Raw genomic sequence first — 13,052 nt, forward strand, 5'->3', positions numbered from 1 at the left:
AAACTATAGCCATTCTCACAACAGAATAGTTTTTACAGGAGTACAGTATAAAGAAATAGCGCACTAAATCTGATTAATTTTGCTACGATAAAGTCGATCACAATAAACATGTAGGACAATGAAATGGCAGCTCGAAAGCAGCGCACATTAGGTATCATTGGTGGTATGAGTTGGGAGAGTACTCAGGTCTATTATCGCTTAATCAATGACGGCATCAAAGTTGAATTGGGTAACTTACACTCAGCAGATTTGCTGATTCATAGTGTCGACTTTGCACCGATTGGTGTGTTGCAAGCACAAGGAGCATGGACTGAGCTTGGCGCAATGATGGCAAATAGTGGCGAGCGATTACAAGCCGCTGGCGTAGACGGGCTAATGATTGCTTCTAATACGATGCATAAATTGATTGATGATGTGCAAGCAGTGACCGACTTGCCACTAATACATATCGCTGATGCCACCACTCACGCCATCAAAAAGCAGAAGCTCACTAAAATTGCGTTGCTAGGTACGCAGTTTACGATGACCCAAGATTTTTATAAGCAGCGCCTTATCGATGCAGGATTACAAGTATTGATTCCTGAGACTGATGCTCGCGCAGAGGTGCATCGTATTATCTATGACGAGCTGTGCCAAGGACAGATAATCGATAGCTCACGTCAGTATTATCGCCAAGTCATTACAGATTTAGCCAATGAGGGGGCAGAGGGTGTGATATTGGGCTGTACCGAGATAGGCTTACTTATCAGTCAAGCCGATAGCCCGATTCCAGTATTTGATACCACGGCTATTCATGCTGCCGCAGCGGTTAATTTTCTGTTAGGTAAAAATGATTAGGTAAAGATTGATGGAAAGCAGTTAGGGCATGTCCTCAATTCAAACGAGTATTCTCTAAATGGGCTAAAAATAGCTAAATTTTGCCAAACATCGTCAAATAGTTGGTCAATATCTCGATATTATCTGCACTACTTTCCTCGTTTGACGGCAATTTATCTCATTTTTATCACCATTTTTAAAATGAGGACATGTCCTAGTGTATAAATTTTATTGTTTGGTGGCGAGTTATAGTAGATTGACTATACGCAGCACTAGCCGCATCTTGCACATCAGTCTATTACTGTTTCTTAATAGGGAAGTTTCGATGATATTAAAACGCCTAAGCCTCGCCACTGTACTCAGCTTGTCAGTCGTCGGCTGCACCACCGCACCCAATACATTAGCCGTAAATACGACTCAAAAAATCATCCAACACGAACGTGCTAAATCAGACCTTACCAGTAAAGTATTCACACTCGCCTCTGGTGAACAAATTACTTATACCGAAAATAACGCTATCAATGCTGAGCCTTTATTATTGATTCATGGTTTTGGCGGTAATAAAGACAATTTCACTCGTATCGCTGACATGTTGGCAGACTATCACCTTGTTATCCCAGATTTATTAGGGTTTGGCGATTCGAGTAAGCCTGATACTGCGGATTATCGCGCTGATGCTCAAGCGCAACGTCTGCATGAATTAATGCAAGCGACAGGCTTGGTATCGAATATCCATATCGGCGGTAATTCAATGGGCGGGGCGATCAGTGTGGCTTATGCGGCAAAGTATCCAGACGATGTCAAAAGTCTATGGCTCATCGATAGTGCAGGGTTTTGGTCAGTAGGCATTCCTAAATCATTGGAAAATGCCACGCTTGAGAACAACCCGCTATTGGTCAATAAGACGGAAGATATCTACGATATGTATGACTTTGTCATGTATAAGCCGCCTTATTTGCCCAAAACTGTGCAAGCGGTGTTTGCGCAAGAGCGTATTGCTAATAAAGCGCTTGAGTCCAAAATACTAGAGCAGATCGTCACAGACAATGTCGAAGAGCGTGCCAAAGTCATTGCGAACTATCAGATTCCGACGCTGGTCGTTTGGGGCGAAAAAGACCAAGTCATCAAGCCTGAAACGACTACGTTGATTAAAGAAATCATCCCGCAGTCAACGGTTATTATGATGCCAGAAGTCGGCCACGTACCGATGATAGAGTCGGTAAAAGAGACCGCCGAGGATTATAAAAAATTTCGGGCAACGCTAAAAGATGAGTAAATTTATAACGCTTTTACCAATCTCTCAAGCAGTTCAAGCGTGCTTTCTTGTTTGACCAAAGCTACCCCTTGTCCAGCCCAAAGGGATTGATGCTCTGCATCTCTGTTCTGAGAAGCATTGGCTCGCATAAATTTGGTCATGGCATTTAATTGAGGATAGGGCGGTAGCTCATTAGCACTGTCAAATTTGGCAAAATCACGTAGATAGTCATTCAATAAACCACGAGCGAGCTTACCTGAGAATAATCTAGTTAAGCGTGTCTCAGCGCTGCGTTTGCTATGACTGGCATCCAGTAAAGCTTGTTTATAAATGTCATTGATACCGCATGTATCGGTGGTCAAAAATGCTGTCCCTATTTGTGCCAGCTCGGCACCAGCTGCCTGAATAGCTTTGATAGCTTGTCCAGTCATAATACCACCTGCTGCGATCAACGGAATATCGGTACAGGCACGTGTCTGACCAATCAACGTCAATAACCCTAATGGATCACTTTCACTTTGCGGTAGCCAACCACCGCGATGCCCACCAGCTTCGACTCCTTGTACACATACCGCATCTGCGCCAATATCCGCCCACGCTTTCGCTTCTAATGGATGATTGGCGGTGCCGATGACGCGCGTGCCGAGACCTTGGAGATGCTGAACTTGCTCGGCACTGATAATACCAAAGGTAAAACTGGCAACAGGAACAGGATTGTCATAGAGCACTTGTAGCTGGTCTAAAAAGCTTAGCGCTGGGCGTTCAGGTAGTGCATATTCGATATTATTGTCTTGATAGTATTGACTTAACCAAGCAGGCATTGAGGTATCAAAGGTCGTACAGTCCTGCTCAGAGAGCACCATCAGATTGATCATAAAAGGTCGGTCGGTGAGCGATTGAATGGTATCAATTTGGCCAGTTAAAACATCTGGCGCAGTCATGCCAGACCCCAATGAGCCCAGTCCACCAAAGTTACTCACCGTCGCTGCCAGCTCAGGTGTGGTTGCACCTGCCATTGGCGCTTGGACGATAGGGTAGGTTAAGTTTAGGGTATTAAGTAAGGTCATGACTGACTGCCTTTTATTAGGGTGTTTGCATGACTTACTTTAACAGAGCTGAGTACAGAGTATGTGAGATAGTGTTTATTTAGTTGCTGAATAGGAGGGGTAGGTTTTGGCTACAGTTTTGTAGTTAACTATCAATACTAAGTAATTTTTATTCCTTAGAATTGATAGAAGGTAATTTATCAATAGTTTTGTCAAACATTCCAATTAGAGGGATATTATCACCATGCTTTTTATCCAATGTACTTGAGGCATTTGTAGCTATAGTATCAATAGCAACAGCCAAAAGTTTCTCTAATAAAGGCTCTTTGTTTTCACCGTCAAGCTCTTCTATTTGAAGCTTGAAGCTTTGATACGATTTAGCTAACGCCTCTTTATGTGCATATTCTTGTTTTAATCTTTCCGCTTCACTTCTTCTTTTTGAGGCGAATATTGCAAGCCATATTACTGGTAGAACTATTGGTAATCGTTGCAGTAAAAAGATAGCAATATCTTTCAAAATAGTGATATCAGAAGTAGTAGGAACATCAGTTAAAATTGCATTTTGATTAGTAAAATATAGGGCTAGTCCTAGAAGTACAACTATAGATAGAAAGAACAAACGTGTATATATTGTTATCGGCTTAACGAAAGAAACGCTTAGATCATGATATGCACTTGCTAGTCCCGCACTTGTGGCACCAGGCAACAAACTTTCAATATTTGCTTTTATAGCTTGATACTGATTTGTCTGCGTAGTTATAAGTGAGTCTAAGTTGTTCTTTCTCTCATTAATTTCAAATTTAAGTCCGTTTTCCACATCTCCTTCTGCATTGGGTTCACCAAATACTTTCTTGTGAAAATCTTTAAGCTCACTTAGCTTTTCAGATAAATCGTCACTAATTTGTTGAGTCTCTAAGTTTGTAGTGATTATTAGTTCTTGTGCTTCCTCAATTTTAGATTTTATTGAACCTTCATCTACTAAAAGAGAGCTATAAAACTCGTCTATTTTAGAATGTTGCTCATCTATGGATTGCTCTAAATCTTTTAATTTTTCTTGTAATGATGTTTCTTGATCTGTACCTACTACAAGCTCACCGTATAACTTTGAAAGATTTTCTTTGTATCCATGTAATTCATCATTAATATCTGAAGAAATAGTTAGTTTTTGCTCAAGATCTTTCACCAAATCGTCATTTTTCTTTTTATAAGCATCTAGCTGATTTGTGATGTATTTAATATAGGCATTAAAAGCAGGCTTCAGTGCCTTGATTTTTACCAAAGAGTCTTGAAAATAGGGAGCAAGTTTAGAAAGTAAGATATCTACTTGATTATTGGCTGTTAGAATAGTTGCTTCAGTACGGGTATTAACAGCTTCTTCAACACTTGGTTTGCAACTTATAGAATGATTTTTGCATTCACTCCATAAGGTCAAAGGAACCAGCTCACTATCAATACTTTTTATCGCTTCATCTATATAAGTAGTGACTTTTATTAGTCTGGCAAAATCTTGAGTGGAATCAATATTTTCATTATCGGTATCTACTATAGATATATTTTCAGTTACTTCTATCACTTCTTGCCATGCGTCCAAGAAGCTTTCATATTCATTATTCCTGTTGGTCATCTTTAAACCCACTCGTTCTTTACAGTTTATAATGAGATATTAGCACACTAAAGTTTATGTATTGATTTAAGTTACGAGCATTTCTATTGACAAAAAAAAGCCAGCCTCCGAACCATCCAAAATGATGATTAAGAAAACTGACCCACTTCTATAGCTTTATTAACTAACTTTGCTTACTGTTTAACTCAACTGCAAAGAGCCTTTCGCATTCATCAGTAGCTCAACCACGTCATCACCACTGATGACCGTGAAGCGCTTGTCGATGGCTGACTCTCCGATACCGTTATGTTTCATGCAAGCACTACAGACCAATACTTGGCCGCCTTTTTCAATAAAGGCTTCTAGTAACTCGCCAGCAGGTTCAAACGGCGCACCGATGTCCACTTTAGCCAACGCATTGGGCAATGCCAGATGTACCGCATCTACCATCAATATTACTGAGGCAGAGTGTCCTTTTTTGAGTGCCACACCTGCCATGGTAAAAGCCAAGGTGATTTTGCTTGGGTTTGATTCGCTATTGTCGAATAGCGTACCGACGTAATCCGTATTATTAATCATATTATTTTCCTTATGAGACTATTTTTAATTAGATAGTATTTGGTTGAGTGTCAAACTCACTACCATCCTAACATTTAATATATTTATTTGTATAATGTATTGTTATGCAATAGTAGCCATAAGGTGGCTTGTTTGTGACGTGCTTTCAATAAACGCTTATCAAGAGTTGTTCTAAGGTAAGATTTCTTGCCACTACTCCGTTGGTGGCCATGGGCGGTCGGCATCACTCTCTATCCATTCGGCGACGTAGCCAGTTGGTGGTAGATCCCACTCAGACTGCCCCAATGCTGCTAGCACTTGTGCCGTGTCGATCACTCTGCCACCCTTGGTCGCACCCGTACGCAGTAGCGCAGATGAGCAGGGCTTTCCCTTGACCCACATTGATTGCTCGATATAGAGCCAACGCGCATCGATACCGACGATTTTTGTCTTTAGCGTGACTTTTTGAAAGGCGCGAATACGCTTACGATATTGAATAGTACTGCCAGCGATGACCAAACCCCAACGCTGTTTCAACAGCTGCTTGCCAAGTCCAGTCCGTACCGCAAAGTCCATACGACCCAAATCGTACAGCGTGAATACGCGGCCGTTATTCATCTCCAAAAAGTTATCGATATCAGATAAGCGGCAGCGAAATTGAATCTCACTGGTATCCTTGAATGTCAATGTATCGCCTCGTTTTGCTTTTAGGACGGCATGAACGATGGTACTAGCGTAGCGGATAAATGGGTACATAAAACACTCTCAAAAGTTTATAAACGTTGGCGTTATTATTTTGTCATCTATGGCAATAATTATTTATTGTCAGAGATCGCATCTTGATAAGGTTCTCTAGGGCGTGTCCTCATTTTAAAAATGGTGATAAAAATGAGATAAATTGCCGTCAAACAAGGAAAATAGCGCAGATAATATCGAGATATTAGTCAGCTATTTGACGCCATTTGGCAAGATTTAGCCATTTTTAACCCATTTAGATAACTATCGATTGAATTGAGGACACGCCCTAATAGAAGCCACGCCAATATGATTAAAATAAGCACTGACAGTTTCTGGTATCCAGTTGATATCGAACTTTGAGGTTTTTGCTTTTTTACCATTGGTTCCAGATTGCTTAACGTTAGATTTATCATCAGTAGATTGACCGTTTACTGAAGAACTGTCTGTGCCATTTTCTGAATGATAACGCAAATAACCGATATGTCCACCGTGTTCCGTATCCAAGATAGTGACGCTATCAGAAACATCGTTTGGCGTCGCGGTAAAGCCAATAAAAGGATCGTCCTTTGCACTAATTAATAGTAGAGGCTTGGTTACGTTGATCAAATAAGGTAGCGCAGAAGAAGAGTGATAATAGTGATTGTTGGAGCGGTAGCCATGACGCGGGGCGGTGAAGATATCATCAAAGTCGCTAATACGATTGACGGCTTTGATAGCATCAATTTCTTCTTTGGTAATATCGTTCGCCAACGCTTTTTTGATAATTGGATTGAGTAGATACGGCGTATAAATACGATGACTCAAAAAGCTGTGCATGGTAATGGCCGCTGACGACATATCGACGGGAGCAGAGATGACCGCAGCGCCTTTGCAGATGGCTTCGTCACCATACTCGCCCATGTACTTCGCTAGTGCATTACCACCGAGTGACACGCCAGCCGCATAGATATTGGCGTACTGCGCGCGTAGGTTTTGTAGCGCGTGATGCACCTCGGCAGTATCACCTGCATTATAAAAAACTCGACCATTAGCTGGAATACCGCCACAACTACGAAAGTGCACCACCACAAAATGCCAGCCTTGCGCATGCATTTGATATGCCAGCGCGCGAGCATAATGGCTATCGCTGCTGCCTTCCATACCATGAAATAGCACAATCAATGGCGTTTGCTCAAGCTCACCAGCTTTTGATGCCTCTACAGAATGCGCATCATAAAAGTCGTAAGCAATATCGGTTTCACTTAAGGAATCTTGCATCACCACACGGCGATAGGTTGGTGCTTTGGGTGCAAAGAACTTGGGCAAGATGCTTTGTAGATGAGGATTGGTCAACCAAAATGGCGGTTTGAAAGGGGCTGGAGAGAATGGCTTGTTTGATTTGGAAACAGACATAAAGGGCTCTTATTTAATTATTGTTAAAAAGCAATGGCTTATCATACCGATGGCAATGGCCAAAACCAATGCTTTTCAGTGAACGCATGGTTACTGAATATCAGTTCCTCAATGTCATATACTCAAAACAGCTACTTAAAACCGTTACTTAAAACAACCACTGCAAAGTAGACGCTTAAAAACAGTCATTCAAAAGTAAATGCTGAGAAGCGGTCAATTAGCATCATGTATCATTTAGGGCTTATCCAACACCCGCCCATCCATTGCCAAGCGTTCTTTTAAATTATCGATATCGGCCTCAGCTAGCGTCACGGTCAGTGTCACTTGCTTACTATAAGCGACGTCATCGATGCTGCCGTTCAGACTATCGACGACGTAACGACATTGGGCTTCGGTGGCAAACTCTGCCAATATCTGTACTTGTGCCATTGGGACATAAGGGTTTAATGTCATCTGGTCAACGGCTGCTTGCGCTGAACCTGCATACGCACGGGTCAGACCACCTGCGCCTAGCTTGATACCACCGAAATAACGCACCACGATGATAATGACATTGCCGATAGATTTGTGCTGCAATACATTTAATATCGGGCGTCCTGCCGTGCCATTTGGCTCACCATCATCATCGAAGCCAGCACTGGTGGTATTATTTGGATCGCCAATGATATAAGCCCAGCAGTGGTGACGAGCATCGGGATATTGCGTACGTAGTTGTTCCACGTGAAACATTGCGTCCTCGCGTGAGGCCACGGGATAAGCGTAAGCAATAAACTCAGATTTCTTAATTTCTAAGCGAGCAGTGACGGTACGTTTTAGCGTTTGATAGCTCATATTTCATCAGGTCTAGGTTGGATATGGTAAACTTGTCTTACTTTCACTGTCGTCCGTATTTGGCGCAGTGTTTATTTAATTTTTATTATAGTACCACTTCTTACCCGTGAAGATAGCGATGCAAGCTCAATGTGAGTGCCTGCGTTGCTGCTATAGTCGGTTCAAGATAATTTAGAGACAAGGACGACTAGTGAAAGGACTACAAACAGTAGACGACACTAGCCTGACATCCTCTCTAATTTAGATAGAACTGAATATACCGAGGTAGAGTAGGTATCATAAAATGGATGGTAGTAAATAGTATGCGTCTAGATAAATTTATTAGTAAAGCCACTGAGCTGTCACGTAAAGAATCCAAAAAAATCATGCACGCTGGTGAGATTATGGTGAACGAGCAGGTCGTCAAAGATCCTGGTTTGCATGTCGATATCGTCAATGACGAAGTGATGTGGGGCGGCGAACCACTCTCGGTAGCAGCGGGCAATCGTTATATTTTACTTCATAAACCTGAAGGTTTTGAATGTACGTTAAAGGCCAAAGAATACCCTATCGTTACTGAGCTGATTTCAGTTCCAGAGCTTGGTAGCTTGCGTATTGCTGGTCGCCTCGATGTCGATACCACGGGTGCGCTGCTGATCAGTGATGATGGTGGTTGGCTACATCGTGTGACCAGTCCTAAGCACGAGCATGCAAAAACATATGAGCTGACCTTAGCTGATGCAATGGATAGTGATGCTCAAGCCAATGCAGTCAAAGAAGTAGCGGAAGGTATCTTGTTAGAAGGTGATCACGAAGAAACCAAGCCTGCGGTTCTTGAGTTCATCGACGCAACACATGCTCGCCTGACGTTAGAGCAAGGCAAATACCATCAAGTTAAACGTATGATGGGCTACTTTGGCAATCGAGTGACTGAGCTACATCGTGCCAGTATTGGGCATATCAATTTAGAAGGGTTGGAGAAAGGCGACAGTCGTTTCTTAACACCAGAAGAAGTTGCTAAATTCTAAATCGTTACTTTCTTTCGTTTTAAGATGATTTCGCTTTAAAATAACGCATAAGTATATTTTCAGAAAGAGCAGCCACTAAACAGTGTGCTGCTTTTTTTCGTTCATTTTCAGGGCAGTATGTGTTGCCTATCTCTTAAAGCTAGGTAGCAATTTTGCAAAATTGAGTCTTTAGTACTTTGCAACCATTGTCCTTGTGCTAAAGTCTTCTCACCTCTTTAATCTCTATATTTACATGGAATGGTACTTGTTATGCCACGTGGCTAGCATGAACAATGTGGTTATTAAAAACCATCGCTATTAAACACTATCGTTATTAAATACTGTCATTACTACAAATCAGATAGGACTGTCTCTGTGAAATTATCCGTATTAAAATCTGCTGGTCTAATCAGTACCATACTGTTGGCAACGACTGCATGTGCTGAGCCTAGTGCCAATGATGCTACCAGTAAGAATGTCAGTCAAAGTGCTCAAAGCCCTCAAGGTACTGGCACAGTAAGTAAATCTGTTGACAGTCGCTTACGCCAATTGCTAACTCAGGCAGGTATCAAAACGCAAATCACCTCTATTGTGCCTTCCAACTTACCCAATATGTATCAAGTCAATTTGGCTGGGCAGTTGCCTTTGCACATCACTGAAGATGGCAGATATGTCATCCAAGGTGAGCTACAAAAGAATCCAAGCAAGAGGGTAGTGACCAAAACACCTGCACGTAGCACGAGTGCGCAGGTAGGTAAACCTGTCAGTGCTAGCATCAAATCTGACATGCTAGCAAATATGGCAGCGCTGAAAAACATGAGTGCTAAAACACCGTTTTTCTATACTGCCGTACCTGGTGTTATTTGGGGAGCAACGTTAGAAGGCGTACCTTTCTTGTTGTCAGATGATGCGCAGTACATCACCGATGGCGAGATATCTGTCATCGAAAATGGCCAGTTTATTGGGCTTGACGAAGCGTTTGAATCACTGAAAAACCAGTCTGTGTTTGCGACGTTGGATAAGAGCCAACTGATTACTTACACAGCGACCAGCAAAGAACGTGCTGTCATCTATGTGGCTGATGATGTGAATTGTCCGTACTGCCGCCGATTGCATCAACAGATACCAATGCTCAATACAAAAGGTGTCACCGTCAACGTTATCGGCTATCCGATATACGAGGCGTCACCTGCGCAAATGCGTGGTATTTGGTGTCAAGCTGATGAAAGTAGTCGCCGCAAAGCTTTTGACAAAGCAATGCTAGCGGGTCAGATGACACCTGCACCAGCGAGCTGTAACATCGATCATATAACGCCAAACCGTGAAAAAGCAGCGGGTCTGGCCGTAATGGCGACGCCTGCTATTTACCGCGAGGATGGCGTACTCTATCAAGCCAGCTTTGAGAGTCCTGAATTCTTAGAGTTCTTAGGCGTAGACTGAACCACGCCACTAGCGATGCTACTAAGATATCGTTATCTATCGGTTAGGTGCTGCGCGAGTCGTTCGATATGCTCAACACCAATCCCGCAGCAACCGCCAATGATATTTGCACCCGAAGCTTGCCAGAGCTCAGCCCATGTCAGGTAATGCTCAGGTGTGGTGTCCTCACGCATAACGCGCAGTTGTGCATTGGCTTGTTTATGGACTTGCTCTGAGACAAAAGCATTGGCATAGACGCCCAGTTGCATAGGGTGCGCTGCTTTATCAATCAACTCTTTCGCAGTTTGCAATGCTGTATTCATGACCTCTGGCTGACTACAGTTAAACAGTACGGCATCGACATTCAATGCCATCATCGCCTGTACAGCCTCGGCTACTGATTCACCGGAGCGTAACGTCGGTGTGCTCACAGCACGATTGGGCTCAGCACTGCTATCAAGGTCATCGGCAGCAATATCTAACTGACTGTCATCTAGTGTAAATGCAATCCAAATAGGTTTGGCTACAGTTTCTGTTTTGGATATGCTTTCTTCCCAATCCGCTGTAAATTCTGTAATTAGCTGATGCCACGTTTGTGCTTCAACGATACTGCTTTGCGTCTCTACCAGCCACATATCCACATAATCTATCTGTGCAGACAACAACGGATGCGCAATCGTAGGGGCTTGCTTGGCATCGAACAAATCTGGACGGTAAGAGCCAAACAGTGGCGGTAAACAGCCAGCGATTTGTACGGCTTCAGACCTACTATGCTTGTCGCTTGCTTGTACGGCTTCAAATGCGAGCTGCGCCGCAGTTCTGATGAGCTGTTCACCGTCACTAAAAAATCTGTCTCCCAGATGGTAAGGAGTGACCGCATAGCTGTTGACGGTGATAACAGTCGCACCCGCTTTTATGTAGTCTAAATGGACATCACGAACACTATCTGGCGCTAGGCTCAATGACAGTGCTGACCATTCAGGTTGGCGAAAAGGAGCGCCGCGTCGCTCAAGTTCACGTCCCATACCACCATCTAGTATCGTGATTGGTGGTAGAGAGTTAGGCGCTGGCATGGTAAGCGAGTCATTAGGCTGAGTAGCTGTTACTGTATTTGTCATTGGAGAGGTTGTTTGAGTGTGCATCGTACGCTCACTTATAAATTGGTTTGATGTAGGGCGTATCATCAATTAGCACATTAATACATTTAGTGAATTTAAAATGGCTAAATTTTTCTCATTTTAAGCCCACAATCTAATTGAAGACACGCCTTCGTTGATTCAAAAAACAGCCAAGGCAATCTTGCTAAGAATATAGGTGATACTCCTAGCGAGGTTCGCGCCGTGACTGTTTTATAACGGATTATGATAGGTGCTTTTTTTATAGATAATTAGCGATAGCGCAAAAGTCGCAACCGCAGCGTCTTGTACTATGGCAACACGATATCGACGATTTTCCAGTCAATCAGACCCTCACGTTGCATCTCTATCGTGAGTGGGTAGCCTTTAACTTGCCCGCTAATAGTGAAGCAATTGATACCACAATAGCTCAGCTTAGGTTTGTCACTATCAGAGCCTTGAGCCACTTGTTTCTCAAGTTCAGCGGCTTGTTTTGTCATTATTTCCTGCATTTGGCTTTTGACTACCGCATCGACATCACCGCGCTGGATAATGAGGTTTTGAATCAAGTTTTTCAGATTGACCTGATTGCTTGCGATCGCCCATGCCGCTGCTAACTCTTTGGTTGCTGTATTGGCCTGACCCTGAGTGTTAATCACTTTTTCGATATTCTGCGGAGTGATGGCACCATCAACGGCTTTTGCGATAAAACTATTGGCAGCTTCGGTCAAAGGCTCGCCACCCAGCTGAGAAACTAACGGATATTGGGTCATCGTCGCCGTAAACTGACTGGTCAATTGGTTTTGGACACTAGGCCGTACTTGGTCATAGTCAATGGCCGCTGCAATAGTGGCACCGTCTTTGTCATCGTAGGCATTTTTGAGCTGATACGCACTGTAATAAGGCGAGCCTGCATAGACGGCGACTACGATGATGATTAATAAAACAATCAGCTTCTTCATAAAAAACGATACCTTGTCGCAAACTTAGTAATTTTAAGATAAATGGCTATAAACTTGGCGATAAATACTAGCACGGCTTAATTGTATTAAGGTATGAAAAACTTTGTTCGTTCCTTAATAAAACCTTTTTGTAGTGACGAAATACTCTTAAACGATACTTTCCATCCCTGAGAGCTTGATAAATCATTATGCCATCTCCATAAATAGCGCAAACTTTTAATAATTGATTTGGCTAAGCAGCATCCCGCCGTATTCGCTTGTAAGATTCTTAACATTATCATCTCTTTTTCTTCACTATTCATTGTGTTTCATGTGAAACCTTTAAGTGAGA

General features: G+C 42.7%; 12 protein-coding genes. 4 read left to right on the forward strand and 8 right to left on the reverse strand.

What is annotated here, in order from left to right; genetic code table 11:
- Window positions 1-123 precede the first annotated feature (123 nt).
- Window positions 124-837: an aspartate/glutamate racemase family protein gene (locus I6E83_RS00465; RefSeq protein ID WP_197099510.1), complete on the forward strand. Its 714-nt coding sequence runs from the start codon at window positions 124-126 to the stop codon at window positions 835-837.
- 304 nt (window positions 838-1,141) lie between these two features.
- Window positions 1,142-2,092, forward strand: a complete 951-nt coding sequence (locus I6E83_RS00470) for an alpha/beta fold hydrolase (RefSeq protein ID WP_197099512.1) — start codon at window positions 1,142-1,144, stop codon at window positions 2,090-2,092.
- Window positions 2,093-2,094: 2 nt separating this feature from the next.
- Here the strand turns inward: I6E83_RS00470 and I6E83_RS00475 are convergent, their stop codons facing one another.
- The 6 genes from I6E83_RS00475 to I6E83_RS00500 all read right to left on the reverse strand — a co-directional run bounded on the left by I6E83_RS00475 (window position 2,095) and on the right by I6E83_RS00500 (window position 8,239).
- Window positions 2,095-3,138, reverse strand: coding sequence for an NAD(P)H-dependent flavin oxidoreductase (locus tag I6E83_RS00475; protein WP_197099514.1), 1,044 nt, complete (start codon window positions 3,136-3,138; stop codon window positions 2,095-2,097).
- A 148-nt stretch (window positions 3,139-3,286) separates the two neighbouring features.
- On the reverse strand, window positions 3,287-4,741 hold the full coding sequence (locus tag I6E83_RS00480; RefSeq protein WP_197099515.1) for a hypothetical protein: 1,455 nt from the start codon (window positions 4,739-4,741) through the stop codon (window positions 3,287-3,289).
- Window positions 4,742-4,921: 180 nt separating this feature from the next.
- The gene (locus tag I6E83_RS00485) at window positions 4,922-5,299 is read right to left on the reverse strand and encodes a DsrE family protein (RefSeq protein ID WP_197099517.1); all 378 of its coding nucleotides are present in this window, start codon (window positions 5,297-5,299) and stop codon (window positions 4,922-4,924) included.
- 192 nt (window positions 5,300-5,491) lie between these two features.
- Window positions 5,492-6,034, reverse strand: a complete 543-nt coding sequence (locus tag I6E83_RS00490) for an acyl-CoA thioesterase (RefSeq protein WP_197099519.1) — start codon at window positions 6,032-6,034, stop codon at window positions 5,492-5,494.
- A gap of 243 nt (window positions 6,035-6,277) precedes the next feature.
- Entirely contained in the window at window positions 6,278-7,408 is a 1,131-nt protein-coding gene (locus tag I6E83_RS00495; RefSeq protein ID WP_197099521.1) for a YheT family hydrolase, read from the reverse strand.
- A 234-nt stretch (window positions 7,409-7,642) separates the two neighbouring features.
- Window positions 7,643-8,239, reverse strand: coding sequence for a YigZ family protein (locus I6E83_RS00500; protein ID WP_197099523.1), 597 nt, complete (start codon window positions 8,237-8,239; stop codon window positions 7,643-7,645).
- A gap of 302 nt (window positions 8,240-8,541) precedes the next feature.
- Here I6E83_RS00500 and I6E83_RS00505 point away from each other — a divergent pair, with 302 nt between their 5' ends.
- Both I6E83_RS00505 and I6E83_RS00510 read left to right on the forward strand, forming a co-directional pair.
- Window positions 8,542-9,246 carry a pseudouridine synthase gene (locus I6E83_RS00505; protein ID WP_197099524.1) on the forward strand — a complete coding sequence of 235 codons (705 nt, stop codon included), beginning with the start codon at window positions 8,542-8,544 and terminating at the stop codon, window positions 9,244-9,246.
- 354 nt (window positions 9,247-9,600) lie between these two features.
- Window positions 9,601-10,665: a disulfide isomerase DsbC N-terminal domain-containing protein gene (locus I6E83_RS00510; RefSeq protein ID WP_197099526.1), complete on the forward strand. Its 1,065-nt coding sequence runs from the start codon at window positions 9,601-9,603 to the stop codon at window positions 10,663-10,665.
- Between the two features lie 32 nt (window positions 10,666-10,697).
- Here the strand turns inward: I6E83_RS00510 and I6E83_RS00515 are convergent, their stop codons facing one another.
- Both I6E83_RS00515 and I6E83_RS00520 read right to left on the reverse strand, forming a co-directional pair.
- Window positions 10,698-11,786: a homocysteine S-methyltransferase family protein gene (locus I6E83_RS00515; protein WP_413787038.1), complete on the reverse strand. Its 1,089-nt coding sequence runs from the start codon at window positions 11,784-11,786 to the stop codon at window positions 10,698-10,700.
- Between the two features lie 284 nt (window positions 11,787-12,070).
- Window positions 12,071-12,721 carry a DUF2939 domain-containing protein gene (locus I6E83_RS00520; RefSeq protein ID WP_197099528.1) on the reverse strand — a complete coding sequence of 217 codons (651 nt, stop codon included), beginning with the start codon at window positions 12,719-12,721 and terminating at the stop codon, window positions 12,071-12,073.
- Window positions 12,722-13,052 lie beyond the last annotated feature (331 nt).

The organism is Psychrobacter sp. SZ93C1 (assembly GCF_015864635.1).
In the GTDB taxonomy this organism is placed as follows: Bacteria; Pseudomonadota; Gammaproteobacteria; order Pseudomonadales; family Moraxellaceae; genus Psychrobacter; species Psychrobacter fozii.

What these genes read in the sequence shown, in the direction of transcription:
- I6E83_RS00465 (WP_197099510.1), top strand. Translation starts at nt 124, where the DNA reads ATGGCAGCTCGAAAGCAGCGCACATTAGGTATCATTGGTGGTATGAGT.
- I6E83_RS00470 (WP_197099512.1), top strand. Translation starts at nt 1,142, where the DNA reads ATGATATTAAAACGCCTAAGCCTCGCCACTGTACTCAGCTTGTCAGTC.
- I6E83_RS00475 (WP_197099514.1), bottom strand. Translation starts at nt 3,138, where the DNA reads ATGACCTTACTTAATACCCTAAACTTAACCTACCCTATCGTCCAAGCG.
- I6E83_RS00480 (WP_197099515.1), bottom strand. Translation starts at nt 4,741, where the DNA reads ATGACCAACAGGAATAATGAATATGAAAGCTTCTTGGACGCATGGCAA.
- I6E83_RS00485 (WP_197099517.1), bottom strand. Translation starts at nt 5,299, where the DNA reads ATGATTAATAATACGGATTACGTCGGTACGCTATTCGACAATAGCGAA.
- I6E83_RS00490 (WP_197099519.1), bottom strand. Translation starts at nt 6,034, where the DNA reads ATGTACCCATTTATCCGCTACGCTAGTACCATCGTTCATGCCGTCCTA.
- I6E83_RS00495 (WP_197099521.1), bottom strand. Translation starts at nt 7,408, where the DNA reads ATGTCTGTTTCCAAATCAAACAAGCCATTCTCTCCAGCCCCTTTCAAA.
- I6E83_RS00500 (WP_197099523.1), bottom strand. Translation starts at nt 8,239, where the DNA reads ATGAGCTATCAAACGCTAAAACGTACCGTCACTGCTCGCTTAGAAATT.
- I6E83_RS00505 (WP_197099524.1), top strand. Translation starts at nt 8,542, where the DNA reads ATGCGTCTAGATAAATTTATTAGTAAAGCCACTGAGCTGTCACGTAAA.
- I6E83_RS00515 (WP_413787038.1), bottom strand. Translation starts at nt 11,786, where the DNA reads ATGCACACTCAAACAACCTCTCCAATGACAAATACAGTAACAGCTACT.
- I6E83_RS00520 (WP_197099528.1), bottom strand. Translation starts at nt 12,721, where the DNA reads ATGAAGAAGCTGATTGTTTTATTAATCATCATCGTAGTCGCCGTCTAT.